Source organism: Ruegeria sp. S263 (genome assembly GCF_056780525.1).
In genome coordinates this window covers 195,001-212,489 of record NZ_CM165558.1, presented here as the reverse complement: position 1 = coordinate 212,489, position 17,489 = coordinate 195,001, and the positions used below count along the sequence as shown (strand labels likewise).

At 57.5% G+C, this 17,489-nt stretch carries 15 protein-coding genes; 7 read left to right on the top strand and 8 right to left on the bottom strand.

Translation table 11 applies throughout. From position 1 onward, the window contains the following. Positions 1–51 precede the first annotated feature (51 nt). From ACT2B1_RS01015 to ACT2B1_RS00990, 6 genes are all read right to left on the bottom strand, one after another. Complete coding sequence (locus ACT2B1_RS01015) at positions 52–930, bottom strand: DMT family transporter (RefSeq protein ID WP_481668404.1); 879 nt, start codon at positions 928–930, stop codon at positions 52–54. 181 nt (positions 931–1,111) lie between these two features. Beyond that, complete coding sequence (locus ACT2B1_RS01010) at positions 1,112–1,567, bottom strand: hypothetical protein (RefSeq protein WP_481668403.1); 456 nt, start codon at positions 1,565–1,567, stop codon at positions 1,112–1,114. 191 nt (positions 1,568–1,758) lie between these two features. Further along, positions 1,759–2,046, bottom strand: coding sequence for an HU family DNA-binding protein (locus ACT2B1_RS01005; protein WP_068341148.1), 288 nt, complete (start codon positions 2,044–2,046; stop codon positions 1,759–1,761). A 130-nt stretch (positions 2,047–2,176) separates the two neighbouring features. Next, a complete protein-coding gene (locus ACT2B1_RS01000; RefSeq protein ID WP_171123954.1) occupies positions 2,177–3,640 on the bottom strand; it encodes an AMP nucleosidase in 1,464 nt (487 codons plus the stop codon). Next, positions 3,637–5,439 (bottom strand): adenine deaminase, encoded by a 1,803-nt coding sequence (ade, locus tag ACT2B1_RS00995; protein WP_481668402.1) that lies wholly within the window; start codon positions 5,437–5,439, stop codon positions 3,637–3,639. Before ade ends, ACT2B1_RS01000 begins: the two co-directional genes overlap by 4 nt. Before the next feature lie 142 nt (positions 5,440–5,581). Further along, on the bottom strand, positions 5,582–6,457 hold the full coding sequence (locus tag ACT2B1_RS00990; protein WP_171123951.1) for a LysR substrate-binding domain-containing protein: 876 nt from the start codon (positions 6,455–6,457) through the stop codon (positions 5,582–5,584). Between the two features lie 116 nt (positions 6,458–6,573). Here ACT2B1_RS00990 and ACT2B1_RS00985 point away from each other — a divergent pair, with 116 nt between their 5' ends. Further along, a complete protein-coding gene (locus ACT2B1_RS00985; protein WP_171240519.1) occupies positions 6,574–7,329 on the top strand; it encodes a class II aldolase and adducin N-terminal domain-containing protein in 756 nt (251 codons plus the stop codon). Positions 7,330–7,342: 13 nt separating this feature from the next. Continuing rightward, the gene (locus tag ACT2B1_RS00980; protein ID WP_481668401.1) at positions 7,343–8,332 is read left to right on the top strand and encodes a sterol desaturase family protein; all 990 of its coding nucleotides are present in this window, start codon (positions 7,343–7,345) and stop codon (positions 8,330–8,332) included. On the opposite strand, the gene ACT2B1_RS00975 is transcribed toward ACT2B1_RS00980, so the two are convergent. Beyond that, the gene (locus ACT2B1_RS00975; protein ID WP_171240521.1) at positions 8,329–9,270 is read right to left on the bottom strand and encodes a GlxA family transcriptional regulator; all 942 of its coding nucleotides are present in this window, start codon (positions 9,268–9,270) and stop codon (positions 8,329–8,331) included. The two genes, ACT2B1_RS00980 and ACT2B1_RS00975, sit on opposite strands and share 4 nt — an antisense overlap. Before the next feature lie 77 nt (positions 9,271–9,347). Between ACT2B1_RS00975 and ACT2B1_RS00970 the strand changes: the two genes are divergently transcribed. From ACT2B1_RS00970 to ACT2B1_RS00960, 3 genes are read left to right on the top strand one after another with little or no spacing between them, the layout of a single operon-like run. Continuing rightward, positions 9,348–10,508 carry an acyl-CoA dehydrogenase family protein gene (locus tag ACT2B1_RS00970; protein ID WP_171240522.1) on the top strand — a complete coding sequence of 387 codons (1,161 nt, stop codon included), beginning with the start codon at positions 9,348–9,350 and terminating at the stop codon, positions 10,506–10,508. Beyond that, positions 10,505–12,523: an acetate--CoA ligase family protein gene (locus ACT2B1_RS00965; protein ID WP_481668400.1), complete on the top strand. Its 2,019-nt coding sequence runs from the start codon at positions 10,505–10,507 to the stop codon at positions 12,521–12,523. The genes ACT2B1_RS00970 and ACT2B1_RS00965 overlap by 4 nt, the downstream gene beginning before the upstream one ends. Further along, a complete protein-coding gene (locus ACT2B1_RS00960) occupies positions 12,520–13,299 on the top strand; it encodes a carnitinyl-CoA dehydratase (RefSeq protein WP_481668399.1) in 780 nt (259 codons plus the stop codon). Before ACT2B1_RS00965 ends, ACT2B1_RS00960 begins: the two co-directional genes overlap by 4 nt. Here the strand turns inward: ACT2B1_RS00960 and ACT2B1_RS00955 are convergent. Then, positions 13,296–13,928 (bottom strand): class I SAM-dependent DNA methyltransferase, encoded by a 633-nt coding sequence (locus tag ACT2B1_RS00955; RefSeq protein ID WP_171123617.1) that lies wholly within the window; start codon positions 13,926–13,928, stop codon positions 13,296–13,298. The genes ACT2B1_RS00960 and ACT2B1_RS00955 overlap by 4 nt on opposite strands. Positions 13,929–14,018: 90 nt before the next feature. Between ACT2B1_RS00955 and ACT2B1_RS00950 the strand changes: the two genes are divergently transcribed. Next, positions 14,019–14,864, top strand: a complete 846-nt coding sequence (locus ACT2B1_RS00950) for an SDR family oxidoreductase (RefSeq protein WP_171212920.1) — start codon at positions 14,019–14,021, stop codon at positions 14,862–14,864. A gap of 232 nt (positions 14,865–15,096) precedes the next feature. Then, positions 15,097–17,298 (top strand): catalase/peroxidase HPI, encoded by a 2,202-nt coding sequence (gene katG, locus ACT2B1_RS00945; RefSeq protein WP_481668398.1) that lies wholly within the window; start codon positions 15,097–15,099, stop codon positions 17,296–17,298. Positions 17,299–17,489 lie beyond the last annotated feature (191 nt).

Sequence of the window (17,489 nt, the reverse complement as noted above, 5' to 3'; positions counted from 1 at the left end):
GAGCGGCGAAAGCAAAGGGGGTTTTGCCTTCCTCGCGCAGATGTGCGGGTATCAGCCGGGTTTCGGCGCGGGCTGTCGGGAAAGCTGAACGGCTAGAATTCCCAATGTGGTCACACCAACGCCGACCGCATCCAGTGGTCCAAGTTTCTCAGCAAGTAAGATTGCGGCGATTGTGACGCCGAAGACCGGGTTGAGGAAATGAAACGTGGCAGCCCGTGTTGCTCCGATCCTGTCCAGCAACAGGAACCATATGAAGGTCGCCAGCAGGCCGGGGAAAAGGGTTGTATAGGTAAAGGCCAGCGCCAGTGGGACCGTCGGGTGGATATAGATGGTTTCAAACAGCGGTGCGGAGGCAAACAGAACTGTGGATCCCACCAGCATTTGCAGGCCAACAATCATCATGAAATTCCCGCCCGAGGTTGCCCCGCGTACTGCCAGCGTCGCAAAGGCCAGTGCCAGCGCCCCAATGCCACAAAGCATCACGCCGAACATGTCGACCCCAGCGCTGATGCGGCTGCTCATGATCAACGCGACGCCGGCGAACCCTGCAAACAGACCAGCCACCCCCATTGGACGCAACCTGTCGCCCAGAAACAGCCAACTGGCCAGCGCCACCAGAAGGGGCATGGTCGAAGCGATGATCGCTGCAACCGAGGCTTCGACAGTCTGCATGGCATAGAAATTCAGACCCAAATACAGGGCATTTTGGCAAATACCGAACAGGATGGTTGCGTACCACTGTGATCGGGTCAGCCGCCAGCTTTGGCCCATGGCCCATGCGATCGCAACCCCAATCAGACCAGAGATCAGAAACCGAAGGGCCAAAGAAAACAAAGGTGAGGCATCCGCCACGATAATGCGTGCCGAGGTAAAGGCCGACGACCAGATAAACGCAAATGTCAGCCCCATGGCCATGGCACGCAGATCCATCGCCACTCTCCTTCGTTGATTTCGGGCACTGTTCCTTAAATCGGTAAGGGTCGCAAGATGTTGGGGCCAATCCTCGACCGCCAAGTTCGTAATAATGCGCTGTCTTGGTCTAAATGCTTAGAAGATCAAGCCTATGATGCTGGGGTTCTCTTTCGACAAAACCCAAACACACCTAAGTTTTTCACTGTCTCTTGTTTGCGACGCAGGCAACAAAGCACCGAAATTTTGCATCTGGAAACTTGTGCGAGAAAAAAACGTGTGTCTTGCCCGGATCAGATTTCACAAATTGCATATCTCTGCTGGTTATTTGATGATTGCGAATTCTGGTCTCTGGCCCGTTTGCAATCAGGCTGGCCCAGCCCGGAGTAGTTGGCAACTCTGCGGTTTTACTCTCTCCGTCTTGATAAATACGACAGGCGATTAGTTGACCAAATGCGGTGTTCGGGATTTTGATTTCATAAGGATGCGCCATAATGCGAGGATAAGATTTGACTTCGAAATCGAAAATTTCCTCATATGTGATTTCTGCTTGCAAGCTGTAGGCGTTTGAACGGCTACATTCTGCAACTGCGGAAGAGGGAAGCACAGACAGCAGGCAAAACGACAGCGTGGCGCAGGAAAAAGCTCGGAATAGCATTTGTTGGTTTCATGGGTTCGGTTGTTGAAACTTAACCAAGAATAAGTCCGTACTTTGACAGCCTTTTGGCGCGACGAAATTAGAAAACACCTGTTGAAGCTGATACGAATTTCTTAATTGTGGAAATATGTGGGAAAAGAAAAAGGGCCCCCGAACGGCGGCCCTTGATCATTTCGCAGTGAAAGCTGGGTTCAGCCGTTTACGCTGTCCTTCAGAGCTTTCGCGATGGTCATCTTGACCACCTTGTCGGCCTCTTTCTTGAACTGCTCGCCGGTGGCGGGGTTGCGCACCATGCGCTCGGGGCGCTCGCGGCAGTAGATTTTGCCAACGCCGGGCAGGGTCACTGCGCCACCGGCGGATACTTCGCGGGTAATCAGGCCGGTGATGGCCTCAAGCGCGCTGTTGGCGGCTTTCTTGTCTGTCCCCATTTCCTCAGCGAGAGCAGCAACCAGCTGAGTCTTTGTCATAGGCTTTGCCATTTCTTGGTCTCCTTAACGTGCCCGATAAATAGGGCCTCACCGCGTAACTGTAACGGGATATTGTGGCCGAACACAACGAATAGTAGCGCCGAAAACCCTAAAAATATGGGGAAAACGTTGCTTTTTTGCTTCAGAGAAAGGCCGTTTCGTCGAAAGAACGCAATTTCCGGCTGTGCAGGCGCTCTAACGGCATGCCGCGCAGATGTTCCATTGCACGTATTCCGATCGCCAAATGGCGGCTGACCTGCGTGGTATAGAACGCCGAAGCCATACCCGGCAACTTCAATTCCCCGTGCAGCGGTTTGTCTGATACGCATAGCAAGGTGCCATAAGGGACGCGAAACCGATAGCCATTCGCCGCTATGGTGGCGCTTTCCATATCCAACGCGATGGCGCGTGACTGGCTGAGGCGTTGCACGGGTCCAGACTGGTCGCGCAACTCCCAGTTGCGGTTGTCGACCGAGGCGACGGTGCCCGTGCGCATGATCCGCTTCAGCTCATACCCCTCAAGTTCCGTGACCTCGGCGACGGCCTGTTCCAAGGCCACCTGAACCTCGGCCAGCGGAGGGATCGGCACCCAGACCGGCAGGTCATCGTCCAGTACCTTGTCTTCGCGCAGATAGGCATGCGCCAGAACAAAATCGCCCAACGCCTGCGTGTTGCGTAGACCAGCACAGTGACCGACCATCAGCCATGCATGAGGCCGCAGAACCGCGATATGATCAGTGGCGGTTTTGGCATTCGACGGCCCGACCCCGATATTGACCAGCGTAATGCCCGACCCATCCGCGCGCTTCAGGTGATAGGTCGGCATCTGCGGCAGCTTCAACGGTTGTTCCAGAGTTCCATCCGCCGTGGTGATCTGCACATTTCCGGTCGATACGAAGCTGATGTAGCCGCTATCGGGATCGGCCAGTTGTTCGCGCGCGTAGTTTTCGAACTCGGACACATAGAACTGGTAGTTGGTGAACAGCACGTGGTTCTGAAAATGGCTGGGATCGGTTGCCGTATAATGGGCCAGACGCGCCAGTGAATAATCGACTCGTTGGGCGGTAAACAAGGCCAGTGGACCATCTTCGTCTTCGTGATCGTGAACGCCATTTACAATGTCGTCATTCGTGGTGGTCAGGTCAGGAACATCAAAGACATCACGCAGCGTGAAACCGGCCGCACCCTGATGGGGAACAACCAGATCCGGATTGTTCGCCACCGCGAAATGAACCGGGATCGGCGTATCTGAGGCTCCGATCGTCACCGGTTGATCGTGGTTCTTGATCAGTAGCGCGATTTGCTGGGTCAGGTAGGACCGGAACAGATCAGGCCGCGTGACGGTGGTTGCGTGCATTCCGGGCTCGGAAACATGGCCAAAGCTCAGACGGCTGTCGACCTGCGCATAAGACGAGGTCTTGATCCGAATCTCCGGGTAAAAGGCCCTGTATCGTTCGGTCGGGGTGCCTTGTTCCATCGCCTGGGCAAAGCTGTCGCACAGAAAGCGCGTTGCTTGTTCGTACAGTTGTTCCAGCCGTTCAACGGCAGCAGCCGGATCGGTAAATTTCTCGGCGCTGGGCACGTCTGGTGTTTTTATTATTGTCATGCAAGTGGTTCCAGAAGGTCAATTTTTTCAAATGTACGCACGTCGATCAGGCCGAGGTCGGAAATCCGTAACTCGGGGATCACGACAAGGGCCAAAAGCGAGTGCTGCATATACGCATTGTTAAGGTCACAGCCGCAGGCCTGCATCGCCTCGACCATGCGTTCGGCCTTGGCTGCCACGTCAGATGCAGGACTGTCGGACATCAGTCCGGCAATGGGCAACTCGATCAAGGCCAGTTCCGCGCCGTCCCGGAAAATGGTGATCCCGCCCCCGACCTCGGCCAGTCGATTTGCGGCCAGGGCCATCTGCTCGCGGTCGGTTCCCACAACGATCATGTGGTGGCTGTCATGCGCCACGGTGGACGCCATGGCCATCTTACCCTGATAGCCGAACCCCGAGACAAAGGCGTTCGTGACCCCTCCGGTCGCGCGGTGGCGTTCGACAAGCGCGATCTGGCAAACCTCACCTTCGCCTTCCACCAACCCTTCGATGATCGGCAATTCGGCCTTGAGCGCCTTGGTCGGCGCCTGATTTTCAACCACTCCAATCACGTTGGCCTTTACGCGATTGGCTCCGGCGGGCGCTGTGATCTCAAAATCAGCAGCGGCGAGCGTATGCCCCAGATGGACGGTGTTCCGTGCGGTCTCGGGCCAGTCAAGATGTGGGCAATTCACCGTGATTGTTCCGCCCTCGGCCACAACCTGACCGCGGGCGATGACCGTTTCAATCGGCAGTTCGGTCAGGTCTGAGCTGAGAATGATATCGGCCCGCCGCCCCGGCGTGATCGAGCCGATTTCTCGTTCAAGTCCGAAATGGGTCGCTGTGTTGATCGTGGCCATTTGCAATGCGATCAACGGATCGCACCCGCAGGCGATCGCATGTCTCACGACCCGGTTCATATGACCATCATTGACCAATGTCCCAGAGTGACAATCATCCGTGCAAAGGATGAAGTTCCTTGGGTCCAGCCCTTTCTCGGTAACGGCCGTAATTTGGCTTTCCACGTCGAACCATGCCGACCCCAACCGCATCATGGATCGCATACCTTGTCGAACCCGCGCGATTGCGTCGGCTTCGCAGGTTCCTTCGTGATCGTCTGCCGGTCCGCCTGCCACGTATGCCGCAAAATCAGGCCCTAAATCAGGCGAAGCGTAGTGTCCGCCTACTGTTTTTCCCGCATTTTGCGTTGCTGCGATCTCGGCAAGCATCTTGGGGTCGCCATTGATCACACCCGGGAAGTTCATCATCTCGCCCAGTCCGATTATGCCGGGCCAGGACATCGCTTCGGAAACGTCCTGTGCGGTGATTTCGTATCCCGTTGTTTCAAGGCCGGGCGCAGACGGTGCGCAGGATGGCATCTGGGTGTAGATGTTCACGGGCTGCATCAACGCTTCGTCATGCATCATCCGCACGCCGTCTAACCCCAGCACGTTGGCGATTTCATGCGGGTCGGTGAACATGCTGGTGGTTCCATGTGGAATGACCGCGCGGGCGAACTCGGCTGGTGTCAGCATCCCCGATTCGATATGCATATGGGCATCGCACAAGCCGGGCAGCATGAAGCGACCGTTTGCTTTGATGATCCGGGTGTCTGGCCCGACGCAATGCGACGCATCTGGTCCCACAAAGGCAATGCGCCCGGATGCAATGGCAATATCGTGACCTGGCAGAACTTCGCGGCTGTGCACATTTACCCACGACCCGCCGCGGATAACCAGATCTGCGGCTTCGCGTCCTGCAGCGACAGCGATCAAACGGGGGGCGACTTCGGGCCAACTTGGGAAAGGTGTGTATTCCATGGCCCAACTTTCCTGAATGCTGGGAAAGGTTCAACCCCTGCTGAAGAGCTATCATGAAACCGTCACGCGGCGCGTCAGCGCTGCCCGGCCCAACCAAAGAAGATGCCCCCTGTGGGCATTGCCGATGGGCGGGAGCGTTCCATCATGTTTGAAGATCGCTTTCAATCTCGCGGCGCACCCAATCGGCAAAGGCCAATGCTCCGGGTGTTTCTTCGGCCTGAGGCGACAGCAGTAGATAATAAGCTTCGGGCATTGCCGCGTGATGATCGAAAGGCGCGATGAGTTTGCCCTCGTCAATTAACCTGCGGGCGATGGTGTCATGTGTCAGGCACAGCCCACCGCCTGCCATCGCCACCGAGAGGCTGACCAGATAGGTCGTCGAGTAAGTGATGGGCGGTTTTTTCCAAATTAGACCCTGTTCTTCGACCCAGCTCTCCCAATTCGACAGCAGGTTGGAGCAATCGAACAACGGATGTTGCTGCAAAGTTTCCAGCGTAACCTGATACCCCGGCGCGCAGACTGGATAATAATGATCGGTCCTTAATAACTCGGTGCGTACCGTATCTGAGGGACGCAGAGAGTACCGGATCTCGACCGCAGCGCCTTCGGCCATTTCCCTTGGTTCCCAAAGCTCTGTGAAGATATTCAACTGAACCTCCGGGTGCTTCGCCCGAAATCTCGGAAGTCTTGGGGCAAGCCAGTTCACGGCGAAAGATATGTTGCTTTGAACCTGTACTGCGTTCTGCTGCGTGCCGGTGACGGCCTGTGTGCCCCGAACCAGAGTTCGAAACGCATCTCGCACAACCGGTAGGTAAGTAATTCCGGCTTCCGTCAGTTCCAGTGCGCGGGGCCTACGCAAGAATAAGGGCTGACCCAGATACCCCTCCAGCGATTTGATTTGCTGACTGACCGCGCTTTGCGTCATGTTCAGGTCCCGCGCGGCACCGGTGAACGAAAGATGGCGTGCCGCGGCCTCGAACGTGCGCAGCCACCCCAGAGGAGGAAGAGATTTCTGCATTGGCATAACTCAAGCATAAGTTTGACTAATGCATTACTTGCGTTTTTTTCGTTGGTCAAACATCCCCGGCGAAGGCAGGCTTTTTGTAGTTCGAATTCACCCGACAGGAGCCTGACATGAGCGTCACCAATCTGCGGCCCAATATCGACCACTGGTCCGAGCGCGTGAACCTTGCCGCGACTTTCCGGTGGACGGAACGGTTGAACATGCATGAGGGCGTGGCCAACCATTTCAGCTTGGCGGTCAATCCGGAAGGAACGCAATTCCTGATGAACGCCAACCAGATGCATTTTGCGCGGGTCAAGGCGTCAAACCTGTTGCTTTTGGACGCGAATGATCCTGATGTGATGGCCCAACCCGGCGCTCCGGACCCGACAGCATGGGGTTTGCATGGGTCTATTCACCGGCGCTGCCCTCATGCGCGCTGTGTGATGCATGTACATTCCATTTTTGCGACAGTTCTCGCCTCGCTTGCTGACAGCACCCTGCCGCCGATCGACCAGAACACGGCAACCTTTTACGACCGATATGTGGTAGATGAGGAATTTGGCGGACTGGCCTTTGAAAGCGAAGGTGAGCGTTGCGCGGCCATGCTTTCAGACCCGAAAAAGAAGGTCATGATCATGGGTAATCACGGGGTGTTGGTCATCGGCAGCGACCCGGCAGATGCCTTTAATAGGCTCTATTATTTCGAACGGGCGGCCGAAACATATATTCGCGCGCTTCAGACCGGTCAGCCCTTGCGCGTGTTATCGGACGAGGTTGCCGAAAAGACCGCGCAAGAACTGGACGACTATCCCGATCAGGCCGAAGCACATCTGCGAGAGATCAAATCTCTGCTGGATGCCGAAGGCTCAGACTACGCCACATAAGCAGGAGGCCGCGATGACAAACGCGTCTCAGGACCCCGAAGCCGCCCGCTGGCACTACCATCCTGACGGGCCGGTGGGATTGAACCCATTGTTCAACTGGCCACCACGCCCCGCAGCCGTTTTGAAGTGGTACAGCGGCGCTTGGTTGCAGATCACGTCGCTGACGCTTTGCATGGTTCTGGCGGTGACGGCTTACGTGTTTTTCTTTCCTGCGTTGGAAACGATGCAGAGCTTCGCGCCCGGCTGGATGTTCCGCATCTGGTTGCTGAACATGGTGCCGCAGATCCTGGTCGCCGGCGGGCTTCATTGGTGGCTGTACAAGCGCAAAGGGCAGGGCATGTACAAGAAATTCGATCGCCGGGACCTGACTCGCGACAACGGCAACTTCACATTCCGCAATCAGGTCTGGGATAACATCTGGTGGACGCTGGGCAGCGCGATGACGGTCGCCACCGTTTATCAATGGGTGATCTACTGGGCGATGGCGAACGGATATGTGCCGACCGTGACATGGGCCAGCGCGCCGGTCTGGTGCGTGGTGTGGATGCTGTTCATCCCGATGTGGTCAGGGCTGCATTTCTACTGGGTTCACCGGCTGGAACATCATCCGAAGCTTTATAAACACGTCCACGCGGTTCACCACCGCAACGTGAACATCGGGCCATGGTCGGGCATTTCGAACCACTGGTACGAGAACCTTTTGTACTTCACGACCTATTTCATTCACCTGATCGTGCCGTCGCACCCGCTGCACCTGCTGTTTCATACCTATTTCCAGCAGATCAGCCCGGTGCTGTCTCATTCAGGGTTCGAAAAACTCAGGGCAGGCGAGACGGATGCTGCCCGTGCCGGGGATTTCTTTCACCAACTCCACCACCGGTATTTTGAATGCAACTATGGAACGTCCGAGATCCCATTCGATAAGTGGTTTGGCACGTATCACGATGGATCGGCTGACGCGACGACCCGAACGCGTGCCTTCAAGAAACAGATGTATACCTAACCGGCCCGCAACGTGCGTGGCGTAACGCCGAATTCGGCCCGGAATGCACGGGTCAGCGCGCTGGGATCGTCATAGCCTGACCGCAAGGCGACCTCTGTAATCGTCAGGTCGGTTTCGGTGACAAGCTTGCGCGCAAGGTTCAGGCGCAGGCGGCGGTAAACTTGCGCTGGGCCCGCGCCCAGTTCCGCGTGCATCCGAACGGACAGAGCTTTGTGTGATCGTCCAACGCGGCGGGCGATTTCGGTGATAGCCAGCGGCGTTTCCAGATTCTCCTGCATCAATGCCAGCGCCTTGTTCACGTATCCGCTGGTCGCACCCGCGCCACCGGAATGCGAGCGCGCGGAATCGCGGGTCATGAAAAGCTGCGCCACCTCCAGTGCCAGGGCTTGCCCGTGATCCTGCCCGACCAGGTGCAGGACCAGATCAAAGGCGGCCATAGCACCTGAGCAGGTGATGCGCTTGCGGTCGATGATGTAACGCTCGCGCCTTGTGTCGATGTCGGGGAACCGCTCGGTAAAGCTGTTAAGTTCTTCCCAGTGGATCGTGGCGCGGTGAGCGTCCAGCAACCCCGCAAGCGCCAGCAGCCAGCTTCCGGTGTCCAATCCGGCCAGTTTCGCATAGCGACCAGCAGAAGCGCGCAACCCGGCCAAGGTGCGCCATCCGCCATGCGCCCGGAACCCGTAAGAGGGCATGACGAACAGAATATCCCCGCGGGCATCTTGAAGCGTTTGGTGCGGTGCGACCTGCAAACCTGAAGAAGACGTCACGGGCGTGCGGTCCAGTGACAGAAAGTTCCAATCATACAGTTTTTGACCTGCTATCGTGTTTGCCGCACGCAGGGGCTCGACCGTGTTGGCGAGGCAGTGATTTGAAAACCCGTCGAACAGAAGCACCCCGAATTGCTGCGGCGCAGAGGGGGATTTGATCCATTTCTGCATGCTTCATGACTATTTCTGCACGACAGAAAGATCAACCCGCGTCAGGATATGTTCAGATTCAGACGTGGAGACTCCAAATGCAATACGGCCTGTCCGACGAACAAGAGATGATCGTATCGACCGTTCGCAGTTTCGTCGAAAATGAGATTTACCCGCATGAAGACATGGTTGAGCGCACGGGCGAGGTTCCGCAGGAGATCGCCAACGAGATCAAGCGCAAGACGATCGAGCTGGGGTTTTATGCCTGCAATTTTCCCGAAAGCGTCGGCTGCGCTGGCCTGAACCATTTGGAATTCGCACTGGTCGAGCGTGAACTGGGTCGCGGGTCGATGGCCTTGAACCATTTCTTCGGACGCCCGCAGAACATTCTGATGGCGTGCGAAGGCGATCAGGTCGAGCGGTATCTGATGCCCGCCGTGCGTGGTGAAAAGATGGATGCGCTGGCGATGACCGAACCGGGCGCGGGCTCGGACGTGCGGGGGATGAAGTGCGCTGCTGTGAGGGACGGTGGTGATTGGGTGGTCAATGGCACCAAACATTTCATCTCGGGCGCAGAACACGCGGATTTCATCATCGTCTTCATCGCAACCGGCGAGGATCAAACACCCAAAGGCCCCAAGAAGCGCATCACCGCCTTTTTGGTGGATCGCGGCACTCCGGGTTTCACGATTCGTGACGGATATAAGTCGGTCAGCCACCGCGGCTATAAGAACATGGTGCTGGATTTCGACGATTGCCGCCTGCCGGATGCGCAGGTTTTGGGCGAGGTCGATGGCGGGTTTGAGGTGATGAACACATGGCTCTATGCAACGCGGATCACCGTCGCCGCCATGTCGGTTGGGCGTGCGCGCCGGGCATTCGACTATGCGTTGGATTATGCTGCAACGCGTGAACAGTTCGGCCAGAAGATCGGTAAGTTTCAGGGCGTGTCTTTCCAGATCGCCGACATGATCACCGAGATTGACGCCGCCGACCTGCTGACCCTTGCTGCCGCGGATCGGTTGGATCAGGGATTGCCGGCCAACCGTGAGATCGCCTCGGCCAAGTTAAACGCCTCGGAAATGCTGGCGCGGGTGACGGATGCGGCGATTCAGGTGCATGGCGGCATGGGTCTTATGGATGACTACCCGCTGGAACGGTTTTGGCGCGACGCCCGTGTTGAACGCATCTGGGACGGCACCAGCGAGATCCAACGCCACATCATCAGCCGCGATCTGCTGCGGGCGCTTGGCGCATGACCGCAGCGCTGACCCGTGCGCTGAACCCTGAATCCATTGCTGTGATCGGGGGTGGGGCGTGGTGTGCCTCGGTCATTCAGCAGGCGCGAAAGTTCGGGTTCAAGGGCGATATCTGGTCCGTTCATCCCAAGGCGGCTGAGGTTGCTGGGGAAAAGGCGTTCGGTTCACTGGAGGTGCTGCCCTCATCGCCTGATCTGGCATTCGTGGGGATCAACAGGCACGCCACAATTCAAACGGTTAAGGTTCTGTCCGCGATGGGCGCGGGGGGCGCGGTCTGTTTCGCCTCGGGCTTTACTGAGGCGCAGGCCGAAGATGACGCAGGAACGGACCTTCAGGAGCAGTTGATCGCAGCGGCTGGGGATATGCCGATCCTTGGCCCCAACTGCTATGGGTTTGTGAACGGCTTGGATCGTGTGGCCGTATGGCCCGACCAACATGGAATGCGGCCTGTGGATCGTGGTGTTGCGATCCTGACGCAAAGTTCGAACATCGCCATCAACATGACGATGCAGCGCCGTGCCCTGCCGTTGGCTTTCATGCTGACCTGCGGAAATCAGGCCCAGACGCATCAGGCCGATATTGCCCTGGCTCTGTTGGACGATGATCGCATTACTGCCATTGGCGTGCATATCGAAGGTTTCGGCGATCTGCGCAAATGGGAGGCTTTGGCCAGAAAAGCGCGGGTTCGGGGTGTACCGATTGTTGCGCTCAAGATGGGTCGCTCTGCCCATGCGCAGGCGGCGACGATCTCGCATACGGCGTCCTTGGCTGGTGGCGATGCCGGTGCGCAAGCTTTTTTGGACCGGTTGGGAATTGCACGGCTGGATGACATTCCGAGCTTTTTGGAGTGCCTCAAGCTGCTGCATGTGACCGGACGACTGGATAGCAACGGCTTGGGCACCATTAGCTGTTCCGGAGGAGAGGCCAGCCTTGCCGCAGATATGGCCACAAGCCGGGATGTGCATTTTCCGCCGCTGTCTTCGACGCAACGGGCCGAATTGCGGGATGCCTTGGGGCCGATGGTGGCATTGGCCAATCCGCTGGATTATCACACCTATATCTGGCGCGACGCGGCGGCCATGACGCGGGCATGGGCCGCCATGATGAGTCCAGAGCAGGGTTTGACCATGGCAATCGTCGACTATCCACACACGGACTCGACAGATTGGGATTGTGCAACGCAGGCTGCTTTGAATTGCGTGGCGCGTTCGGGTCGTCCATTTGCCGTGACAGCAACTTTGCCGGAATTGATGCCTGAGGACGTTGCCCAACGGCTGCTGGACGGAGGGGTGGTGCCGTTTGCAGGGTTGCACGAGGCACTGGCGGCCGTTGAAGCCGCCTCGCGATCATTCGACGCCCAAGCGGATTCTGTTCTGATGCCATCCTCTGCTGAAACGAACATTGTTCTGACCGAGGCAGAGGCGAAATTGGCCCTTGAGGAATACGGTGTACGAGTGCCGAAAAGCGTCGTGGCGCAGCCTGAAGTGGCACGGCGGTCTGTAGAAAAACTGGTCGGTCCATTTGCGGTCAAAGGTATCGGTCTGGCGCATAAATCCGACCAAGGGGCCGTTCGGTTGAATGTGAACCTTGAGGATGTGGACCGCGCCGCGTCCGAGATTGGAACGGCGGAAATTCTGATCGAAGAAATGGCGCCAAGCGGGGTTGCCGAACTGCTGATCGGCGTGACGCGCGATCCGGCCCATGGCTATGTACTGACGTTGGGCGCAGGTGGGGTTTTAACGGAAATTCTGAGGGACTCGGTGTCTTTGTTGATCCCGTCGTCCCGTCAGGCGGTTCACAAGGCGCTGAACCGACTGGCCTGTGCGCCCTTGCTGGCGGGCTACCGCGGCAAATCCGCAGCGGACATGCAGGCAATTCTGGATACGATAGATGCCGTGCAAGCCTATGTCATTGCTAATGCAGCCCATGTCAGCGAAGTTGAAATCAATCCGCTCATTTGCGGCCCCGATGGGGCGGTTGCGGTGGATGCCCTGATCCGAAAGGCAAGCTCATGAATCCGGTCAAAACCAAGCGCGAGGGCGCGATCCTGCAGGTCACTCTGGACCGGCCAAAGGCAAATGCGATTGATCTCGCCACCAGCCGCGTGATGGGGGATGTGTTTCGCGACTTTCGCGACGACCCGGATTTGCGGGTCGCCATTATTGCAGGGGGTGGAGACAAGTTCTTTTGCCCCGGTTGGGACTTGAAAGCAGCAGCGGACGGCGATGCGGTAGACGGTGATTACGGCGTCGGCGGCTTTGGCGGCCTTCAAGAGCTGCGCGATATGAACAAACCGGTCATCGCGGCCGTCAATGGCATTGCGTGTGGGGGTGGGCTGGAATTGGCCCTGAGCGCGGACATGATCATCGCCGCCGATCACGCAAGCTTCGCGCTGCCGGAAATCCGTTCGGGTACGGTGGCGGATGCCGCCAGCGTCAAGCTGCCCAAGCGCATCCCTTACCATGTCGCGATGGAACTTCTGCTGACCGGGCGCTGGTTCAACCCGGAAGAAGCAAAGAACTGGGGCCTGATCAATGAGATCGTGCCGTCCGATCAGTTGATGGATCGCGCTTGGGAGATGGCGCGCCTTTTGGCCAGCGGTCCCCCGCTTGTTTATGCGGCGATCAAAGAGATCGTGCGAGAGGCCGAGGATTCCAAGTTCCAGGATGTCATGAACCGGATTACAAGGCGGCAGTTGCCAACCGTGGATACGCTCTATGGGTCTGAGGATAATCTGGAAGGGGCGCGTGCTTTTGCTGAAAAGCGCGATCCGGTCTGGAAAGGACGTTAGACGCGCTCGAACAGGGCGATCAGGGCTGTGTCGTCCTTGTTTGGACCAACTGCCAGATCGCCATAAATGGGGACTTCGGACAGAGTCAGGTTCTGTATCTGACCCTGCGCCATCTTGTGCAAGGCTTCCGCGAAACCCAATTTCTCATAGTGCTGCGCATTGATGGACAGTGCGAACTGCGCCCCATGCCGGGCGACGCGTAGCAATGCAGGAAGAGCTTCTGGCCCAAGGTGGCCGTGGGTGAACGTGCCGGATGATACAACGCCGGAGTAGCTTTCGCGCGGCACGGGGATACCTTTGTTCAGATCAGCTTCGATCGCATCGCGGTAGATATCCTTGCGCATGGCGCGGTCCAGCATTTCGGCGCTGATATCTGTGGCGTCTATGGGACCCACGCCCAAACCGGCAAGAACGGCACCGCACAACCCGGTGCCTGCGCCGACATCCAGAACCGGACCCTGGCCTCCGGCGCTGACAAAAGCCCGAGCGGTGTGGACATGCAGTTGATAGTCCTCGCGCGCGGCGAACCCTTCGTCGTAATCGCCGGCCCATTCCGCATAGAGCCGCTTGTGATCCTCTGGAGACTCCAGCGCATAGGCGGCGTGCAGGTCGGGTGTTTTGGTACTCATGCCTAAAAGAAAGGCGCATTGAGGGATTCGAATCAAGTATCTCGGCACCCAAGCTTGCATCTGCCGAGATTGCAGATCATCAAGGGCGGCATGACAGGCACTCTTTTTTCGTTTGGTCACGGTTATTCGGCACAGGAAGTTTCCCGGCTGTTGAAGCCGAAGGGCTGGCGGGTTCTGGGCACCACGCGGGACCCTGCGCAGTCACCGGCTCTGAAGGCATCCGGGGCCGAACCTGTTGTCTGGCCTGGACAGACACCCGACCTGAACGGGGTCACGCATTTGCTGATCTCGACAGCACCAAATGCGCAGGGCGATCCTGTTCTGGCGGCCCTGCGGGATGAGATCGCAGCGTGCGCTTCGCAGTTCAAATGGGTTGGGTATCTATCCACCACAGCGGTTTATGGCGATCATCAGGGTGATTGGGTTGATGAAATGACCCCACCTGCACCAACGGCCGAACGCGGCAGGTGGAGGGTGCGGGCCGAGTCTCAATGGCAGGACATTCCGGGTCTACCGACCCATATCTTCCGTCTGGCTGGTATTTACGGACCGGGCCGCGGCCCGTTTTCCAAGCTCAAACGCGTTGGGATGCGTCGCATTATCAAACCCGGGCAAGTCTTTTCCCGTATCCACGTCGCAGATATTGCGCAGGTGCTTGTGGCTTCGATGGCGGCCCCAAATCCCGGCGCAATCTACAATGTTTGCGATGACGAACCCGTTCCGCCGCAGGATGTGATCGCCTATGCAGCCGAGCTGCAAGGCTTGCCCCTTCCCCCAGCCGTGCCGTTTGATGAGGCTGATCTGACTCCGATGGCCCGCAGCTTTTACAACGAAAACAAGCGTGTCAGAAATGACAGGATCAAGGATGAGCTTGGCGTGACCCTGCGCTATCCGAATTACCGGGTAGGGCTGAAGTCTTTGATGCAGGATGAATGAATTATGATAATTTTTAGTTATCACAATCATCCATAAACAAAACTTAAATGCATTGCTGGTCTTTGTTAGAACGGTTCTCGACAAGACCAAAGAGTCGCTCTTGCCTATCCCGCCTGCGCGAATTTTCACCGTGCGTTTAGGGTAGATAAAAACGTCATCTATATGTGTTCTTGATCGACCGAGTTTTTAACCGCGCAAGATTGCCGGAATTTAGCCAGGATTGGAGATCGACATGGACGGAAGTGATAACCCCAAGGCAGGCGGATGCCCTGTAATGCATGGCGCCGGAACCCGCTCGAACCGGGATTGGTGGCCGAACCAGTTGAACCTCTCGATTCTGCACCAGAACGCGCCAGCCTCGAACCCGCTGGGTGCCGATTTCGATTATGCAGAGGCGTTCAAGAAGCTGGACATGAAAGCGTTGAAGGAAGACCTCTATGCGCTGATGACGGATTCGCAGGATTGGTGGCCTGCTGACTATGGTCACTATGGCGGGTTGTTCATTCGTATGGCATGGCACAGCGCCGGGACATACCGGACCGCAGATGGCCGTGGCGGGGCGTCGACCGGGAACCAGCGGTTTGCGCCGCTGAACAGCTGGCCGGATAACGGCAACCTTGATAAAGCGCGCCGCCTGCTGTGGCCGATCAAACAGAAATACGGCAACCAGATTTCCTGGGCCGACCTGATGATCCTGGCGGGCAATTGCGCCATCGAATCCATGGGCGGCAAGACCTTTGGCTTTGCCGGCGGCCGCGAAGATATCTGGGCCCCCGAGGAAGATATCTATTGGGGGACCGAGACTGAATGGCTGGCCCCCACCGACAACCCGCACAGCCGCTATTCAGGCGAACGTGATCTGGAAAACCCGCTGGCCGCCGTGCAGATGGGCTTGATCTATGTAAACCCCGAAGGCCCGGATGGAGAGCCGAATGTCTTGGCCTCGGGCCGCGACATCCGCGAGACATTTGGCCGGATGGCGATGAATGATGAAGAAACTGTTGCCTTGGTCGCCGGTGGTCATACCTTTGGCAAGGCGCATGGCGCGGGCGATCCTGATCTGGTGGGACCCGAACCCGAAGCCGCCCCGATCGAGGAAATGGGCTTTGGCTGGATCAACAAATTCGGTTCGGGAAAGGGTGACGACACCACTACCTCGGGCATCGAAGGCGCGTGGACCGCGAACCCGATCAAATGGGACAATGGATATTTCGACCTGCTGTTCGGCTATGACTGGAACCTGACCAAAAGCCCCTCGGGTGCATATATCTGGGAGCCGGTGAACGTCAAAGAAGAAGACATGGCCCCGGCTGCTCACGACCCGTCCAAGAAGGTCAAGACCATGATGACCACCGCTGATATGGCGATGCGCATGGATCCGATCTATGGCCCGATCTCGAAACGCTTCCACGAAAGCCCGGACGAGTTCGCTGATGCCTTCGCCCTTGCCTGGTTCAAGCTGACCCACCGCGATATGGGCCCGCGTTCGAACTATATCGGCGAAGAAGCCCCCACTGAGGAGCTGATCTGGCAGGATAACGTGCCTGCGGTCGATCACGATCTGGTGGATGATGCGGATGTGGCCGACCTGAAAGCCAAGATTGCTGCGACTGGGCTGTCGGTGTCCGAGCTGGTCTCGACCGCGTGGGCCTCGGCCTCGACCTTCCGTGGGTCGGACAAGCGTGGCGGCGCCAATGGTGCGCGTATCCGTCTTGCGCCGCAGAAAGACTGGGACGTCAACGAGCCCATGAAGCTGTCCAATACATTGGCCACGCTTGAGGGCGTTCAGGCCGCGTACAACGATGCACAGTCGGGCAGCAAGAAGGTCTCGCTGGCGGATGTGATCGTTCTGGCCGGTGCCGTGGGCATCGAACAGGCGGCCAAAGCTGGTGGTCAGGATGTTGAGGTTCCGTTTACTCCGGGTCGTACTGACGCGTCGCAGGACCAGACGGATGTCGACAGCTTTGCCGTGATGGAGCCCGCAGCGGATGGGTTCCGCAACTACCAAAAAACCGACTATACTGTTTCACCCGAGGAACTGTTGGTTGACCGAGCGCAACTGCTGAACCTGTCTGCGCCCGAGATGACCGCGCTTGTCGGTGGTCTGCGTGTGATGGGTGCCAATTTCGGTGACAGCAAGCACGGTGTGTTCACGGATCGGGTTGGTACGCTCAGCACCGACTTTTTCACCAACCTGCTGGACATGGGCATCGAATGGAAGCCCGCAGGCAAGGGTGTCTATGAGGGTCGCGATCGCAGTAGCGGTGAGGTCAAGTGGACCGGTACCCGTGTCGATCTGGTTTTTGGCTCGAACTCGCAACTGCGAGCGCTGGCCGAAGTCTATGGTCAGGCAGATGCAGGCGGGAAATTTGTCTGCGACTTTGTCTCGGCCTGGAACAAGGTGATGAACGCAGACCGCTTCGATCTGAAATAATCCTGTAGCCTTTGAAGTGTCATGCGCCGTCCGAGTCTCTTCGGGCGGCGTTTTCATTGGTCCGACTCCCTGCGGCATACCAAGCTTTGGGTACGATTCCGTTGAGGTGCAATTCAAACCCTCTTAATCAATGCGCAATAAATGGGGTTTGCGGGGATAAGTTTGACGGTAACCTGTTGTTTTTATTAAGA

Excerpts from the sequence above, each read along its gene's own strand:
- ACT2B1_RS01015 (WP_481668404.1), bottom strand. The coding sequence starts at position 930 with ATGGATCTGCGTGCCATGGCCATGGGGCTGACATTTGCGTTTATCTGG.
- ACT2B1_RS01010 (WP_481668403.1), bottom strand. The coding sequence starts at position 1,567 with ATGCTATTCCGAGCTTTTTCCTGCGCCACGCTGTCGTTTTGCCTGCTG.
- ACT2B1_RS01005 (WP_068341148.1), bottom strand. The coding sequence starts at position 2,046 with ATGGCAAAGCCTATGACAAAGACTCAGCTGGTTGCTGCTCTCGCTGAG.
- ACT2B1_RS01000 (WP_171123954.1), bottom strand. The coding sequence starts at position 3,640 with ATGACAATAATAAAAACACCAGACGTGCCCAGCGCCGAGAAATTTACC.
- ade (WP_481668402.1), bottom strand. The coding sequence starts at position 5,439 with ATGGAATACACACCTTTCCCAAGTTGGCCCGAAGTCGCCCCCCGTTTG.
- ACT2B1_RS00990 (WP_171123951.1), bottom strand. The coding sequence starts at position 6,457 with ATGCAGAAATCTCTTCCTCCTCTGGGGTGGCTGCGCACGTTCGAGGCC.
- ACT2B1_RS00985 (WP_171240519.1), top strand. The coding sequence starts at position 6,574 with ATGAGCGTCACCAATCTGCGGCCCAATATCGACCACTGGTCCGAGCGC.
- ACT2B1_RS00980 (WP_481668401.1), top strand. The coding sequence starts at position 7,343 with ATGACAAACGCGTCTCAGGACCCCGAAGCCGCCCGCTGGCACTACCAT.
- ACT2B1_RS00975 (WP_171240521.1), bottom strand. The coding sequence starts at position 9,270 with ATGCAGAAATGGATCAAATCCCCCTCTGCGCCGCAGCAATTCGGGGTG.
- ACT2B1_RS00970 (WP_171240522.1), top strand. The coding sequence starts at position 9,348 with ATGCAATACGGCCTGTCCGACGAACAAGAGATGATCGTATCGACCGTT.
- ACT2B1_RS00965 (WP_481668400.1), top strand. The coding sequence starts at position 10,505 with ATGACCGCAGCGCTGACCCGTGCGCTGAACCCTGAATCCATTGCTGTG.
- ACT2B1_RS00960 (WP_481668399.1), top strand. The coding sequence starts at position 12,520 with ATGAATCCGGTCAAAACCAAGCGCGAGGGCGCGATCCTGCAGGTCACT.
- ACT2B1_RS00955 (WP_171123617.1), bottom strand. The coding sequence starts at position 13,928 with ATGAGTACCAAAACACCCGACCTGCACGCCGCCTATGCGCTGGAGTCT.
- ACT2B1_RS00950 (WP_171212920.1), top strand. The coding sequence starts at position 14,019 with ATGACAGGCACTCTTTTTTCGTTTGGTCACGGTTATTCGGCACAGGAA.
- katG (WP_481668398.1), top strand. The coding sequence starts at position 15,097 with ATGGACGGAAGTGATAACCCCAAGGCAGGCGGATGCCCTGTAATGCAT.